Annotated in this window: 15 protein-coding genes and 1 tRNA gene; all 16 read left to right on the top strand. The window is 33.6% G+C overall.

Features of this window, described 5'->3' with window-relative positions; genetic code table 11:
- The first annotated feature begins 111 nt into the window (after nucleotides 1–111).
- Complete coding sequence (locus ACE01P_RS16975; protein ID WP_379700071.1) at nucleotides 112–1683, top strand: glycoside hydrolase family 10 protein; 1572 nt, start codon at nucleotides 112–114, stop codon at nucleotides 1681–1683.
- Nucleotides 1670–2941, top strand: a complete 1272-nt coding sequence (locus ACE01P_RS16970) for an MFS transporter (RefSeq protein WP_379700070.1) — start codon at nucleotides 1670–1672, stop codon at nucleotides 2939–2941. The genes ACE01P_RS16975 and ACE01P_RS16970 overlap by 14 nt, the downstream gene beginning before the upstream one ends.
- Before the next feature lie 21 nt (nucleotides 2942–2962).
- Entirely contained in the window at nucleotides 2963–3304 is a 342-nt protein-coding gene (locus ACE01P_RS16965; RefSeq protein ID WP_091131146.1) for a hypothetical protein, read from the top strand.
- Nucleotides 3305–3484: 180 nt separating this feature from the next.
- Nucleotides 3485–3931, top strand: a complete 447-nt coding sequence (locus ACE01P_RS16960; protein ID WP_379700069.1) for a GNAT family N-acetyltransferase — start codon at nucleotides 3485–3487, stop codon at nucleotides 3929–3931.
- 2 nt (nucleotides 3932–3933) lie between these two features.
- Nucleotides 3934–5547 (top strand): glycoside hydrolase family 3 protein, encoded by a 1614-nt coding sequence (locus ACE01P_RS16955; RefSeq protein WP_379700068.1) that lies wholly within the window; start codon nucleotides 3934–3936, stop codon nucleotides 5545–5547.
- Nucleotides 5548–5672: 125 nt separating this feature from the next.
- Nucleotides 5673–6311, top strand: a complete 639-nt coding sequence (locus ACE01P_RS16950; protein ID WP_012024184.1) for a peroxiredoxin — start codon at nucleotides 5673–5675, stop codon at nucleotides 6309–6311.
- A 224-nt stretch (nucleotides 6312–6535) separates the two neighbouring features.
- Nucleotides 6536–6844 (top strand): co-chaperone YbbN, encoded by a 309-nt coding sequence (locus ACE01P_RS16945; RefSeq protein ID WP_007805605.1) that lies wholly within the window; start codon nucleotides 6536–6538, stop codon nucleotides 6842–6844.
- Nucleotides 6845–6866: 22 nt separating this feature from the next.
- Nucleotides 6867–7124, top strand: a complete 258-nt coding sequence (locus ACE01P_RS16940; RefSeq protein WP_035684509.1) for a DUF6952 family protein — start codon at nucleotides 6867–6869, stop codon at nucleotides 7122–7124.
- 452 nt (nucleotides 7125–7576) lie between these two features.
- A complete protein-coding gene (tpx, locus tag ACE01P_RS16935; RefSeq protein WP_379700067.1) occupies nucleotides 7577–8074 on the top strand; it encodes a thiol peroxidase in 498 nt (165 codons plus the stop codon).
- Nucleotides 8075–8088: 14 nt separating this feature from the next.
- The gene (locus tag ACE01P_RS16930; RefSeq protein WP_379700066.1) at nucleotides 8089–8463 is read left to right on the top strand and encodes a diacylglycerol kinase; all 375 of its coding nucleotides are present in this window, start codon (nucleotides 8089–8091) and stop codon (nucleotides 8461–8463) included.
- 18 nt (nucleotides 8464–8481) lie between these two features.
- Nucleotides 8482–10938, top strand: coding sequence for a DNA translocase FtsK (locus ACE01P_RS16925; protein ID WP_379700065.1), 2457 nt, complete (start codon nucleotides 8482–8484; stop codon nucleotides 10936–10938).
- 7 nt (nucleotides 10939–10945) lie between these two features.
- Nucleotides 10946–11638, top strand: coding sequence for an outer membrane lipoprotein carrier protein LolA (locus ACE01P_RS16920; RefSeq protein ID WP_095931772.1), 693 nt, complete (start codon nucleotides 10946–10948; stop codon nucleotides 11636–11638).
- An 8-nt stretch (nucleotides 11639–11646) separates the two neighbouring features.
- Entirely contained in the window at nucleotides 11647–13098 is a 1452-nt protein-coding gene (locus tag ACE01P_RS16915; RefSeq protein ID WP_379700064.1) for an LptF/LptG family permease, read from the top strand.
- A 2-nt stretch (nucleotides 13099–13100) separates the two neighbouring features.
- Nucleotides 13101–14234, top strand: a complete 1134-nt coding sequence (gene ribB / locus ACE01P_RS16910; protein WP_379700063.1) for a 3,4-dihydroxy-2-butanone-4-phosphate synthase — start codon at nucleotides 13101–13103, stop codon at nucleotides 14232–14234.
- A 1-nt stretch (nucleotide 14235) separates the two neighbouring features.
- On the top strand, nucleotides 14236–14634 hold the full coding sequence (locus tag ACE01P_RS16905) for an acyl-CoA thioesterase (RefSeq protein ID WP_379700062.1): 399 nt from the start codon (nucleotides 14236–14238) through the stop codon (nucleotides 14632–14634).
- Between the two features lie 150 nt (nucleotides 14635–14784).
- Nucleotides 14785–14872, top strand: a tRNA-Ser gene (locus tag ACE01P_RS16900).
- The last annotated feature ends 460 nt before the right edge of the window (nucleotides 14873–15332 follow it).

The raw sequence follows: 15332 nt of genomic DNA, 5'->3' as shown, positions 1-15332 counted from the left end.
GAATTTTCACGAATTATTTTTTAAAAGAATAATTAAGAACAAAAATTAGTGCAATTAGTGTAATTCGTGGCAAAAACAAACTATTTTTGATTCCTGTTAAAAAACATTGAAATGCATAAAAATCAGCGCTTAATATTCTTTCTTTTATTTTCATTTTTCATTACTTCGATTTCTAATGCACAAGAAAATAATATGCATCCTAAAAACGAATTCAGAGGTGTCTGGATTGCTACGGTTGTAAACATTGACTGGCCGAAAACAAGTACGGATAATGTGGAGAAAGAAAAAGCTGATTATCTTGAAATTTTAGAGGCTTATAAAAAACTGAATTACAATGCCGTAATTGTTCAAGTTAGAAGCGTTGGCGATGCCATTTATCCTTCAGAATTTGCGCCTTGGTCTCGATTTTTGACTGGAAAAGAAGGTGTAGCGCCAAACCCGTATTACGATACATTGGCTTGGATGATTGAACAGGCTCATAACAGAGGTTTTGAATTTCATGCTTGGCTGAATCCTTATCGCGCAACTTTCGATTTAAATAAAAATCTTTTAAGTCCAAATCACGATCTTTTTAAACATCCAGAATGGATGATCGAATATGGCGGAAAATACTATTATGACCCCGCTCTTCCTGAAGTTCAAGCGCATTTAACTAAAGTCGTAAAAGAAGTAGTTGACAAATATGACATCGACGCGATTCATTTTGACGATTATTTTTATCCTTATGCTGTTCCAGGAAAAACATTTAACGACAATGCTTCATACCAAAAATATGGCTCAGGTTTAAGCCGTGCAGATTGGCGACGTGCGAATGTGAGCAACTTTGTACATGCTATTTCAAATACTATTAAAGAAAGCAAACCGTGGGTTCAATTCGGAATCAGTCCGTTTGGGGTTTGGCGAAATAAATCTCAAGATCCGAAAGGTTCTGAAACGCAGTCGACTTCAAATTACGACGATTTATACGCAGATCCTGTTTTATGGATGGATCAAAAATGGATCGATTATATTCTTCCTCAATTGTATTGGAGCATGAATAATCCAAGAGCTTCTTATTCTAAATTGGTAAAATGGTGGTCTGAAAACTCGAACAATACAGCCATTTATATTGGTCACGCTACTTACAAAATTAGAGCTGACGGAGATAAAAACTGGAATTATATGACTGAAATTCCAACGCAAATTGATTATTTAAGAACTTTCAAAAATGTTTCTGGAAGTGCTTATTTCAGTTCAAAATGGTTTATGGGCAAAAACTTTGATGTTGTTCGTCATTTAGAAGAAAATCAATATAAATATCCTGCGCTTCCTGCAGCAGTTCCTAATTTAAAGCATGTCATTATTGATACTCCAAAAGTACTGGAATACAATAAAGACAGCATTAAATACAACTTTACATTCAAAAGTCCGCTAAATACAAAAGTCCGTTATATGGTGGTTTATGGAGGCGAACATATTTCTAAAATCGATATTAATGACGCGACAAAAATCATCGAAAAAGTAACGATTAAAGAAGTTGACGGAAAAATCAATTTCGCAATAGCGGCCGGAAAACTTAATCTTTACAAAGCCTGCGCAGTAACTTTTATTGATTATTATGCCAACGAAAGTTCTCCAACTGCAATAGATTTAAAAAAGCCATTAAAAAACTATATACCAGCTCAACCAAATGAAAACAGATAATAAACCTTGGTTTTGGATTCCGCTTCTTAACTTCGCTTCTGGATTGCCTTATGCTATAATTATCTCCGTTTCTGTAATTATGTATAAAAATCTAGGAATTTCTAATGAAGATATTGGTGTCTACACCAGTTTACTTTATCTGCCTTGGGTTATTAAACCGCTTTGGAGTCCGCTTATTGAATTAATCGGAACCAAAAGAAAATGGTTTTTATTAATGCAATTAATCATTTCAATTGCCTTTTTGCTGGTCGGGTTTACGATTCCGACAAATGGATTTTTTATCATGACACTTTCCATATTTTGGGTTGCGGCTTTTGCTTCGGCTTCAAATGATATTGCTAGCGATGGCTTTTATTTATTGGTTTTACCAGAAGACAAACAATCTTTTTTTATTGGTATTAGAAGTACTTTTTACAGACTTTCAATGTTAGCAGGAAATGGTTTAGTTGTGCTTTTTGCAGGTTATTTAGAACATAAATTTGGAGACAACACCAAAGCTTGGTCTTATACCATGATTTGTGTTGGTTTGTTAATGACTTTCATTACGGTTTATAATTTTATTTTCACACCGAAGAATGAAATCAATACTGCTGCAAATAAAGAAACTGTTCAGCATCAGGGTTTTGGAACAATTTTCGTTAGTTTCTTCAAGAAAAAACAAATCGGCTTGATTCTAACTTTTATTTTGGTTTTCAGATTAGGAGAATCTCAATTACTTAAAATGTTAAGTCCTTTTTTATTAGATTCTAAAGAATTAGGCGGAATGGGATTAGATACCGAAGCCGTTGGAATCATTTACGGAACTTGCGGTGTTGCAGCCTTAACGATCGGAGGTATTTTAGGTGGAATTGCCATCTCAAAACAAGGATTGACGAAATGGATGTTTCCGATGTTTTTAGCAATGCACCTTCCAATTTTAGGATTTATATTATTGGCTTTCTTCCATCCTACATCAATTTATTATATTTATGCCATTGTAATTGTGGAACAATTCGGTTACGGTTTTGGCTTTACTGCCTTTATGATGTATTTAATTCATGTAGCCGAAGGAGAATCAAAAACAGCACATTATGCACTGGCAACTGGTTTTATGGCATTAGGAATGATGCTTCCAGGAATGTTAAGCGGATTTATACAAAAATATTTAGGCTATCAAAACTTCTTTATTTGGGTTTTCTTAGCTACAATTCCAGGTCTTATTTTATCACGTTTTTTAATTTTCCCGAAAGATTTTGGGAAAAAATCAGAAGAAGTTTAACCCCAAATCAAACTTTAACCTATGGAAATCAATGAAAATTTGCAAAACGAACGCAATCTGAAAGGATCTGAGTTCGAAAAAAATGGAAACCTTGAAAAAGCGATTGAGTTGTATGAAGAAAATGTTGCAGAAGGCTTTAAAGGAAATCATCCTTACGATCGATTAGCAACGATCTACAAAAACGAAAACGATCTGGACAATGAAATCCGCGTTTTAGAAAAAGCAATTGTGGTTTACGAAATTATCACCATTGAAGACCGTTTAGAAGGACTGCCAAAACTTTTCCGTTTCAAAAACAGATTGGAAAAAGCAATTGAAACCAAAAAACAATTGGCCAAACAAAAGAAAGCAAAGTTGAAATAAAACTTTTTTAACACATAGAAACATAGTTTTTTTATGTGTGAAAAGAATAAAAAAAGAGAAACTCGTTTCTCAACACATAGCTATGTTTATTTAAACAAAGTGAAACGCCTTTTTCAAGAACTAAAAGCTATGTTTCTATGTGTTAAAAAATCAACGATACTAATTAAAACCTTTTAAATCATGACTTTAAAAAGAACAAATTCAGACGATATCGATTTTATCAATCTGGTTGTTTTATTAGATCAAGATTTAGCGATTAGAGATGGCGAAGATCATGCGTTTTACAATCAGTTTAATAAAACCGATAAAATAAAACACACGATTGTTTATTACGAAAATGGAATTCCTGTTGGTTGTGGCGCTTTTCGCGAAAAAGAACCAGGAACAACAGAAATTAAACGAATGTATGTTCATCCGGAACATCGTAAAAAAGGAATTGCATCGGCGGTTTTAAACGAATTGGAAATCTGGGCAAAAGAAGTCGGTTATACTTATACGATTCTCGAAACTGGAAAAAATCAGCCCGAAGCCATCAACTTATATCAAAAATTAAATTACACTATCATTCCAAATTATCCGCCCTACGAGGAAATGGAAAATAGTGTTTGCATGAAAAAGACTTTATAATAATGAAAATCACAGCCGAAGCATTACGACAAAAAATAGGACAATTTTTCTTTCCAGCAGTATTTATCAATGATACTGAAGAAAATATTCAGGAAACCGAACGCCTTATTAGGGAACACAATATTGGCGGATTGACTTTTTTTCATAGTCGTGCTAGCGCTGCAACGAATTACGAAAGCAAGAAGAAAGTGGTTTTCAACGATGACAGCTACGAAAAAATTAAAGCATTAATTGCTCGTTATCAAAAAGCAGCTTCTACTCCACTTTTAATTAGTATTGACGCAGAATGGGGTTTGGCAATGCGTATCGAAAAAACACCACAATATCCTTATGCAATTACGCTTGGCGCTTTACCAGAAAATAAATCTGATTTAGTTTACGAAGTTGGAAAACAAATTGGTTTAGATTTAAAAGCGGCTGGAATTCAGTATAATTTATCGCCTTTGGCAGACATCAATAACAATCCGAACAATCCTGTAATTGGGTATCGCTCTTTTGGTGAAAACAAAGAAAAAGTAGCTGATTTTTCGATTGAATATTTAAAAGGAATGTCGGAAGTTGGCGTTTTAGGCTGTTTGAAACATTTTCCAGGACATGGAAATACCAATGTAGATTCGCATTTAGGATTACCAGTTTTAAAGGAAACTTTAGAAGAATTATTAGAAAACGAATTATACCCATTCATAAAAGGAATCGAAAACAATGTCGATTCGATTATGATTGGACATTTGGCCGTTCCGAGTTTAAATGACGGAAAAGATACTTCGGCAACTTTATCAAAAGCGGTTATTCAAGATCTTTTGCGCGATAAATTGGGTTACGACGGTTTAGTAATTTCTGATGCTTTAAATATGCACAGTGTTTCGAAATTATATGAAACAAAAGGACAATTAGAATGGGAAGCTTTCAACGCTGGAAACGACGTTTTATGTTTCGCCGAAAATGTTCCAGAAGGAATTGAAGCAATTTATAAAAATGCATCTCCAGACCGCATATTTGAAAGTTACAACAGAATAATGAAAGCCAAAGAAAAAGCAGGAATTCTTTCTGGAAACACAGCTGTTTCGGGCGAATTACATTTCGAAAAAACATCTGAATTAAATTTTGAAATTGCTCAAAATGCAATTACGAAAATCATCGATAACGGAATTTCAGATTTAGCTTTAGAAGCTCACAAAAACAACAAATTAGCCAAACTCAGTTTATATAAAAATACTGAAAATACATTCTTTAAAACTTTAAATACAAAATTACCTTCACCAGAATTTGCTTTCGAAAGTTTAGAAGCTTCCGATATTTCATCAATTAAAAATGAATTAGAAAATTTCGAAACGATCATCATTTCATTATTTGTTCCGAAAGCAAAACCTTTGAATAATTTTGAAGTAAACGATGAAGTTTTTGAACTAATTTCTAATCTTCTTCAAACAAAAAAATGTATTATTTACGTTTTCGGAAATCCATATGTTTTACCGCTAATTCCAAATCTGAAAAAGGCTTTTGGATTAATTCAGGCGTATCAGGATTTTGAAGAATTTCAAAAAACAGCAGGAATTCAATTTTTTGAAAAAAATAGTTTCAATGGCGTTTTACCCGTAAATATTGATATTCAATAAATTACAATTTAGAATAGTCAAAATTTATCAACTTATAAATTTTTATAATCACATCTTATTGTAAGTACCTGTACTTATGCCCTACTTTTGCACCAGAAATAAATTTTTAACGTAAAACGAATATTATGTCTTTAGTAGGAAAAAAATTCCCAAGTATTGCAGTAGATGCTATCTCAGAAATGGGTGACAATTTGAAAATCAACATTTTTGAAGAAGCAGTAAACAACAATAAAAAAGTACTTTTATTTTGGTACCCAAAAGATTTTACTTTTGTATGTCCAACTGAATTACACGCCTTTCAAGCTGCATTACCAGAATTCGAAAAAAGAAATACTATCGTAATTGGTGCTTCTTGCGATACTAACGAAGTTCACTTTGCTTGGTTAAATACTCCAAAAAACAATGGTGGAATCGAAGGTGTTACTTACCCAATCTTAGCTGATACAAACCGTAACTTAGCTAACATTTTAGGTATTTTGGATATCGAATCTACAAGCTATAGCGAAGATACTGATTCAGTTATCATCGAAGGTTCAAACGTAACTTACAGAGCTACTTACCTTATTGACGAGACTGGAAAAATCTTCCACGAAAGTGTAAACGATATGCCATTAGGACGTAACGTAAACGAATACTTAAGAATGGTTGACGCTTACACGCACATCCAAACTAAAGGTGAAGTTTGTCCTGCAAACTGGGAAGCTGGTAAAGAAGCAATGTCTGCTGACAGAATCAGTACTGCTGAATACTTAAGCGCTAATTAAGCTGCTAAGATACTAAGGTTCTAAGTTGCTAAGTTTTTCAACTTAACTTTTGAATCTTAGATACAATTCTACAATAAAAGTCAAGAGATTCTAAGATTACACTTAGATCTTAGAATCTCAACGACTTAAAAAATCTATCAAAAAAATCCACACAAAGTTATTCGGTTCGAGGGCAAACTTAGCATCTTAGAACCTTGGCAACTTAGTGTCTTAAAAATAAAATTATGTTAATCGACTTAAACGAAGATACGTTAGCAGATTTAGTTGCTAAAAACGAAAAAGTAGTAGTACAATATTCAGCTTCATGGTGTGGAAATTGCCGTATTATGAAACCAAAATTCAAAAAATTAGCAACAGAAAATGAAGCTATCACTTTTGTTTTGGTTGATGCAGAAAATTCTCCAGAATCAAGAAAATTAGCAAACGTAAGCAACTTGCCTACTTTCGCTACTTTCGTAAACGGACAACTAGTTGGCGAAACGCAAACTAACAAACAAGAAGTTTTAATCGATCTTGTAAACGCAATTGCGTAATTCATAATTAAAACTCCACAACATGAAATTACCAGTAATCAAACATTTAACACAATTCATCGAAGAAAACGATCAAGATTACATCATTGAAACGATCGAAGTTCTAGAAGCGATGACTGAAATTTCTTCTCTTAAAGACGAAGAATTGGATGTAATCGGCGAATTGATTTCAAATATGTACGGCGCCCTTGAAGTTCAGAAATTAGTAGCTCAAGGAACTGATAAAAAAGAAGCTTTAAATACGTTCATGAAACGTGTTTTAGGTTCTATCGATAAATAATCGAGCCTCTTTTTTCAAGAAAAAAACAAAAAACATGACTGAGAAAGCGTTTCTATATTTTAGGGACGCTTTTTTTAGTTTCCAGTCGCAGTCGCAGTTTCCAATCTGTGCCTTAATCTTCACGCAATGTCAGGCTGAGCGGAGTCGAAGACCACGCAAAGAAAATCGACAAAGATTTTGTATTCAAGTAACGGAGCTACTTACGCGGGCTTCGACTCCGCTCAGCCTGACAAAAAGAGTAAAATTTGATAGAATTCAAATAAAATCTGCGCAAAAAGAACCTTCAACAATATTCTCCAAAAACAAAAGTTATTATTAAAAATAAACTACAAATTCGTGAATTTGTGGCCATCCTAAAACCATCCTTAATCTCTCCTTAAACCGTTAACAAATACTTTTAGATTCAAATATTAATCCTTACTTTTGAACCTCATTAATTTTAAACAAAAATCATGGCATCTATCACATTAGGAGGAAATCCAGTTCATACATCAGGCGAATTGCCAGCAGTTGGATCACAATTAGCTGACTTCAAATTAGTTCAAAACGATTTATCAGTTGCTTCATTAAGCACTTTCGCTGGAAAAAAATTAGTCTTAAATATCTTCCCAAGTGTTGATACAGGAACTTGCGCAACATCTGTTAGAACTTTCAACGCAAGTGCAAGCGAATTAGAAAACACAACTGTTTTATGTATTTCTAGAGATTTACCTTTCGCTCAAAAACGTTTTTGTGGTGCTGAAGGTTTAGAAAATGTAGTAAACTTATCAGATTTTCAAACTGGGGCTTTTGGTAAAGCAAACGGATTAGAAATCGTTGACGGACCTTTAGCAGGTTTACACTCAAGAGCAATCATTGTTGTTGATGCAGACGGAAAAGTTCTTCACACAGAACAAGTTGCAGAAATTGCAAATGAACCAAATTACGAAGCAGCTTTAGCAGCACTATAATATTTTCCTCTAAAATGGAGTTTCAAAAAGACAATACTTTTGTTACAGGTCGTTTAAAAAGCGTTACTTATGCTTTTAAAGGAGCTGTAAAATTAATAAAAACAGAACACAGCGTTATGGTTCAATTCTCATTGGGAATTATCATGACTATTGCTGGATTCTATTTTCACATTTCACAAACCGAATGGCTATGTCAAACCTTAGCCATTGGTTTAGTTTTAGCTGTTGAGGGATTAAATACGGCAGTTGAAAAAATTGCTGATTTTATTCATCCCGATTTCAGCAGACGAATCGGTTTTATTAAAGATATTGCTGCAGGGGCAGTATTTTTTGCTGCAATGACTGCAATAGCAATAGGCTTGATTATTTATATTCCAAAATTTATTTAGGCAAAGGAAAACGCAAGAATGGCAAAAAATAAAAAAGAAACTGTAGATAAAAAAAACGACAAACAAGAAGGAAATAAAAGATCATTTAAGATGTCCAAACAGCAAAAATTTGTTCTAGGATGTCTTTTGGTTCTTTTTTCTATTGCACTATTAGTCGCATTTATTTCTTTTTACGTTAATGGACAATGGCAAAATGATCAAAGTGTTGTAAATCAACTTGGAGATCGTACCGAAGTGGCTGAGAATTGGCTTGGAAAATTCGGAGCTTATCTTGCCGATTTGATTATCTACAGAGGTTTCGGACTTGCTTCTTTCATTTTCGTACGTTTATTTTTCCTTACCGGAATGTTTTTAGCATTGGAACTTTCGACTCAAAAACTAAAAAATACTTGGTTCTGGGATATTTTTGCCATTATTATCGTTTCTGTATTATTTGGTTTCTTTGCTACTTCTGCACCAGAATTAGGAGGAACAATTGGTTATGAATTAAATTTATTCTTGCAAGATTATATCGGAAAAACAGGCACTTTGCTTACACTGCTTTTTGGTTTAATTGTATACTTGATTTTCAAAATCAAATTATCTCCAGAAAAAATTCAGTCGTATTTTGATTCGACTAAAAAAGAATTCAAATCAGAATTGGAGACTTTAAAACCTGCTGTTCAGCAACCTGAAAGTGCTTATAATTTAGAAGAGTTTTCTATTAAAGAAGAAGCAGATGAAGAAAATGATCCTGAATTGGATAATATTCATCTTAAAACTGTCGATTCTCAATTCGAAATCAATAAAGAAGCTTTAAAACCGACTATTTCTCATTCTTCAGAAATTGAGTTAACTCCGACTTTAAAGCCAATTCAACCGCCTACACAAATTACAGCTACGCCAGAGGAAGCATTTGTAATAGAAAAATCGGAAGAAGAGGACATTATCGAAGAAAACTTAGCTTCTCGCCTAGTTGCCGATTTCGGATTATTTGATCCAACTTTAGATTTATCTAATTATAAATTCCCAACCATCGATTTATTAAAAGAATATTCGACTGGCGGAATTACAATTAACCAAGAAGAATTAGAAGAAAATAAAAATAGAATTGTAGACACACTTCGCAACTACAAAATTGAAATTGCACAAATTAAAGCAACCGTTGGACCATCGGTTACTTTATATGAAATTGTGCCAGAAGCGGGAATTAGAATTTCTAAAATTAAGAGTTTAGAAGACGATATCGCTTTATCATTATCAGCATTAGGAATTCGTATTATTGCGCCAATTCCAGGAAAAGGTACTATCGGTATTGAGGTTCCGAACAAAAACCCAACTATGGTTTCTATGAAAAGCGTTATTGGAGCGGCGAAGTTCCAAGAAGCTGAAATGGAATTACCAATTGCTTTAGGAAAAACTATTTCTAACGAAACTTTTGTTGTCGATTTAGCCAAAATGCCTCACTTATTGATGGCGGGTGCAACTGGACAAGGAAAATCTGTTGGATTGAATGCGGTTTTAACTTCGCTTTTATATAAAAAACATCCGGCAGAAGTAAAATTTGTTTTGGTTGACCCGAAAAAAGTGGAGCTTACGCTTTTCAACAAAATTGAAAGACATTATTTAGCCAAACTCCCTGACACAGAGGATGCTATTATTACAGATAATGCGAAAGTTGTCAACACTTTAAACTCACTTTGTGTGGAAATGGATAATCGTTATTCTTTATTAAAAGATGCGATGGTTCGTAATATTAAAGAATACAACGAAAAATTTAAGTCTAGAAAATTAAATCCAGAAGCAGGGCACCGATTTTTACCATATATTGTTTTGGTTGTCGATGAGTTTGCTGATTTAATTATGACTGCAGGAAAAGAAGTTGAAGTTCCGATTGCTCGTCTGGCTCAGTTAGCACGTGCCATTGGTATTCACTTGATTATTGCAACGCAAAGACCTTCTGTAAACGTAATTACAGGTTTAATTAAAGCCAATTTCCCTGCCAGAATTGCCTTTAGAGTAACTTCTAAAATTGACTCAAGAACAATTTTGGATACTCAAGGTGCAGATCAATTGATTGGACGAGGAGATTTATTATACACCAATGGAAACGATGTAATTCGTGTTCAATGTGCTTTCATTGACACGCCTGAAGTCGAAAAAATTACCGATTTTATCGGCGGACAAAAAGCATATGCTACAGCTTATTTGCTTCCAGAGTTCGTTGGAGAAGAAAGTGGCATTAATCTTGATATAGATATTTCCGAAAGAGATACTTTATTTAGAGAAGCGGCAGAGATAATTGTCAATGCCCAACAGGGTTCTGCTTCTTTATTGCAACGAAAATTAAAATTAGGATACAACAGAGCCGGTCGTTTGATCGATCAGCTGGAAGCAGCAGGAATTGTTGGTCCGTTTGAAGGCAGTAAAGCGCGCAGCGTAAACATCTTAGATTTAAATGCTCTTGATCAATTTTTTAATAATGAACAAAATTAATCCAATCATGAAAGCAAAAATTCAAGAAATCAACAACAATTCTATCACAAACATGACTAAAAAGTGTTTTCAAATGGCAGTTATATTGCTTTTGAGCTTCACTTCTATTCAGGCTCAGGATAAAAAAGCGAAAGATTTATTGAACGAAGTTACTTCTAAAATAAAAAGCTACGACAATATTGTTATCGACTTTAAATATTCTTTGAATAATGCCAAAGAAAACATCAACCAGGACAGTAAAGGAAATGTAACTATGAAAGGAAATCAATATGTTTTGAATTTCATGGGCGTTACTAAAATTTTCGACGGTCAAAAAACATACACTATTGTTCCTGAAGACGAAGAAGTTACTATTTCTAAAGTAAACGAGAAAGATGATAATGCTATCACTCCTTCTAAAATGCTTACTTTCTTCAATTCTGGATACAAATACAACATGGACATTGTTCAGAATGTAAAAGGAAGAAAGATTCAATACATCAAATTAGTTCCTACAAGCGGAAAAGACCAAAGAAAAGAAATTTTGTTAGGCATTGACGTTCAGACAAAACACATTTATAATTTGATTGAAACTGGAAAAAACGGAACAAAAACAACTTTAACCGTTAATTCTTTTAAAACCAATCAACCATTATCAAAAAATCAATTTACCTTTGTAGCGAGTAAATACCCGAAATACTACATCAATAAATTAGATTAATCAGAAGGTTGAAAATACTAGACAAATACTTATTAAAAACATTCTTATTTACATTTACTACGGTATTTGTAATCTTATTTTTCATATTCATACTTCAAACAGTATGGCTATTTATTTCAGAACTAGCAGGTAAAGATCTCGACTTAATATTGGTCGTGAAATTCCTGCTTTTTTCTATGCCACGAATTATACCGCTGGTTTTACCGCTGTCGGTACTATTAGCATCAATTATGACTTTCGGAAATCTTGCCGAAAATTACGAGTTCGCGGCGATGAAATCTTCAGGAATTTCACTGCAAAGAGCAATGAGGGTGCTGATTATTTTTATTTTCGTTTTGAGTATTGTTGCGTTTTGGTTTGCAAACAATGTTATTCCGTATGCTGAATATAAATTTGTGAACTTTAGAAAGAACATCGCACAAGCAAAGCCAGCAATGGCTATTGCCGAAGGACAGTTTAACGATGTTGGTACTTATAATATTAAAGTAAACAAAAAATCTGGCGAAAACGGTAATCACCTAACTGGCGTTACTATTCACGAAAAGTCGAATAGTATGGGTGAAAACAAAACCGTTATTAAATCGAAAACTGGAGAATTAATTAGTAATGAGAAATCTAGTATTTTAAAACTAGTTTTAAATGATGGTTATTACTATCAGGATGTTACGCCTAAAAAATATGAAGATCGTGCAAAAATGCCTTTCATAAAAGGAAAATTTAAAACACAGATCATCAATATCGATTTATCTGAACTTAACAAAGTAGACGACAGCAAAGAAAGTATTGCTGGAACAAATGCAATGCTGAATGTTAATGAGTTGCGTTACACTCTAGACTCATTGAGCAAAAATTTAGATAACGAAATTGTTTCTTTTTCTGAAAACATAAATCAGCGAGTTGGAATTAAAAGATTTGCCAATTCACAAAAAAGCATCAAGAAAAAACCGCTTCCTAATGATGTATTATCTATTTATTCTAACAAAGATAAAGTAGATATTTTAAAAATGGCTGGAAGCAATATTACTAGCAACATCTATTCTATAGAAACTACTCAGAAGGACTTAAAAGACAAACAGCGAGAAATCAACAAACATTATAATGCTTTATACGAGAAATTCGTTATCGCTTTTGCTTGTTTCTTAATGTTTTTTATTGGAGCTCCACTTGGTGCTATTATTAGAAAAGGAGGACTTGGCCTTCCTATTGTATTCGCAGTTTTAATCTTTATCACTTTCCATTTCATCAATACATTCGGAAAAAGAGTTTCACAGGAAGGAGGCATGAGTCCCTTTATAGGATCATGGATGTCGTCTTTTATCCTCTCTCCTCTTGCAATATTATTGACTTATCGCGCCACAAATGACAATGGTTTAATTAATTTTGATGCGATTACAACTCCGATTTCACAACTATTTCAGAAAATTTCTGAGCGGTTCTTACCTGCTCAAAAGCAAAAATAATTATGTCAACAACAAAAATACAACTGAATACCATTGAAGAAGCTATAGAAGACATTCGTCAAGGTAAAGTAATCATTGTAGTCGATGATGAAGATCGCGAAAATGAAGGTGATTTTTTGGCTGCTGCCGAAAAAGTAACGCCAGAAATGATCAACTTTATGGCTACTCATGGGCGCGGATTAATCTGTACGCCACTTACAGAAAGCCGTTGCAAGGAGCTTGATCTTCGCGCGATGGTAACTAACAATACAGATCATATGGAAACTGCTTTTACAGTTTCTGTTGATTTAAAAGGACACGGCGTTACCACTGGTATTTCTGCCGCTGACAGATCTAAAACAGTTCAATCATTGGTTGATCCAAATACAAAACCTCACGATTTAGCTCGTCCTGGTCATATTTTCCCTTTAATTGCAAAGCAAGGCGGTGTTCTTAGAAGAACTGGACATACTGAAGCTGCAATTGATTTTGCTCGTTTAGCAGGATTTAAACCTGCAGGTGTAATCTGCGAAATCTTAAATGAAGACGGAACAATGTCGCGTTTGCCAGAATTGATCAAAGTGGCTAAAAAATTCGATTTAAAATTAGTTTCTATCGAAGATTTAGTTGCTTATAGAATGCAGCATGACAGTCTGATAGTTAAAAAAGAAGATTTTGATATTGAAACTCGTTTTGGAACTTTCAGATTAAGAGCTTACGAGCAAACTACAAATAAACAAATTCATATTGCTTTAACTAAAGGAACTTGGAATCTTGGTGAGCCTATCTTAACGAGAATCCACTCTTCTCAAGTAAATAATGACTTATTAGGCACGCTGACCAATAATGCTGAACAGCAATTAGACGATATGTTTAAAGTGATTAATGAGAACGGAAAAGGTGCTGTTATCTTCATTAATCAAGACATGACAGCTGTTAACCTTTTAAATAGAATTTCTGAACTTAAATCATTACAAGCTACCGGAACTTTAAAAGCTCCAAAAGTTATTATTGACAGCAAGGATTATGGTATAGGAGCTCAAATTCTTCATGATTTAGATATTTCTAAAATCCGATTAGTTTCGAATACAGAACAAACAAAACGAGTTGGTATGATTGGATACGGACTTGAAATTACAGAATACGTTAATTATTAATATGGGAACAGTAGAAGAAAGAATTCAAAAATCAGAAACTCGAATTTTTAAAGCGGTTTTCCCTAGCACAACCAATCATTACGACACTTTATTTGGAGGAACAGCACTACATCTTATGGATGAAGTTGCTTTTATCTGCGCTACGCGTTTCAGCCGTAAAAAAGTTGTGACGATTTCTACAGGGCAAATTGACTTTAAAAAAGCAATTCCAGCAGGAACATTAATTGAATTAGTGGCAAAAGTGGACAGCGTTGGAAGAACCAGCTGTAAAATTCATGTTGATATTTTTATGGAACAAATGTATTCTGAGCTTCGCGAATCGGTAGTTTCAGGAACTTTTTCGTTTGTTGCTGTTGATGAAAACAAAAAACCAACGCCAATTCTAGACGATTTAGATTAATTTTTAAAAAAATCTCATTTTCGGAAATACTGATAATTAGACACTTGAAAATTATTTTAAAAAACTTCAAAAAAAAGTCTAAAAAAAGTTTTGAGAACCGAAAAACCGTCTTATATTTGCACCCGCAATCAGCAATGAGAGCGACATACTGGAGAAATGGCAGAGCGGTCGAATGCGGCAGTCTTGAAAACTGTTGACTGTAACAGGTCCGGGGGTTCGAATCCCTCTTTCTCCGCCAGTAGAAGTTTCAAAAGAAACTTTAAAAATCAAAAGCCTTTAAACACTAGTGTTTAAAGGCTTTTTCGATTTTACACACTTTTCAAAAAGCACATGTTTTATCAAAGAATGGTGGCACAATCAGTGTCCCACTTTTTTTGAGATCGTTTTTCTCAAAATTGGACCACTAAAACAAAAGAATTCCCAGGGAATTCCCTGCTGTTAATGATTCTCTTAAAATTATTAATTCAATTTGATTATTAATTTTAAAACTAGATAACATGTTAAAAACAATTTTTCTGCTAAAATCTGGCAGAGTTAACTGCGACAGAAAAAGCTCTATTATTCTAAGACTTTCTTATAAAAACAAAATAATTACAATCGCATCGAGAAAATATATCTCGAAAGAAAAATGGATCCAGACAAACCATCTGAAAAATACACTGAAGGCGGAAAAATAAAAGGCAATAAAAAGCTCTCTT

The organism is Flavobacterium sp. HJSW_4, assembly GCF_042436695.1.
Classification (GTDB): Bacteria; Bacteroidota; Bacteroidia; order Flavobacteriales; family Flavobacteriaceae; genus Flavobacterium.
This window is presented reverse-complemented; position numbering and strand designations above follow the sequence as displayed.

What these genes read in the sequence shown, in the direction of transcription:
- ACE01P_RS16960 (WP_379700069.1), top strand. Translation starts at nt 3,485, where the DNA reads ATGACTTTAAAAAGAACAAATTCAGACGATATCGATTTTATCAATCTG.
- ACE01P_RS16920 (WP_095931772.1), top strand. Translation starts at nt 10,946, where the DNA reads ATGAAAGCAAAAATTCAAGAAATCAACAACAATTCTATCACAAACATG.
- ACE01P_RS16965 (WP_091131146.1), top strand. Translation starts at nt 2,963, where the DNA reads ATGGAAATCAATGAAAATTTGCAAAACGAACGCAATCTGAAAGGATCT.
- ACE01P_RS16940 (WP_035684509.1), top strand. Translation starts at nt 6,867, where the DNA reads ATGAAATTACCAGTAATCAAACATTTAACACAATTCATCGAAGAAAAC.
- ACE01P_RS16925 (WP_379700065.1), top strand. Translation starts at nt 8,482, where the DNA reads ATGGCAAAAAATAAAAAAGAAACTGTAGATAAAAAAAACGACAAACAA.
- ACE01P_RS16950 (WP_012024184.1), top strand. Translation starts at nt 5,673, where the DNA reads ATGTCTTTAGTAGGAAAAAAATTCCCAAGTATTGCAGTAGATGCTATC.
- ACE01P_RS16975 (WP_379700071.1), top strand. Translation starts at nt 112, where the DNA reads ATGCATAAAAATCAGCGCTTAATATTCTTTCTTTTATTTTCATTTTTC.
- ACE01P_RS16955 (WP_379700068.1), top strand. Translation starts at nt 3,934, where the DNA reads ATGAAAATCACAGCCGAAGCATTACGACAAAAAATAGGACAATTTTTC.
- ACE01P_RS16905 (WP_379700062.1), top strand. Translation starts at nt 14,236, where the DNA reads ATGGGAACAGTAGAAGAAAGAATTCAAAAATCAGAAACTCGAATTTTT.
- ribB (WP_379700063.1), top strand. Translation starts at nt 13,101, where the DNA reads ATGTCAACAACAAAAATACAACTGAATACCATTGAAGAAGCTATAGAA.
- ACE01P_RS16930 (WP_379700066.1), top strand. Translation starts at nt 8,089, where the DNA reads ATGGAGTTTCAAAAAGACAATACTTTTGTTACAGGTCGTTTAAAAAGC.
- ACE01P_RS16970 (WP_379700070.1), top strand. Translation starts at nt 1,670, where the DNA reads ATGAAAACAGATAATAAACCTTGGTTTTGGATTCCGCTTCTTAACTTC.
- ACE01P_RS16945 (WP_007805605.1), top strand. Translation starts at nt 6,536, where the DNA reads ATGTTAATCGACTTAAACGAAGATACGTTAGCAGATTTAGTTGCTAAA.
- tpx (WP_379700067.1), top strand. Translation starts at nt 7,577, where the DNA reads ATGGCATCTATCACATTAGGAGGAAATCCAGTTCATACATCAGGCGAA.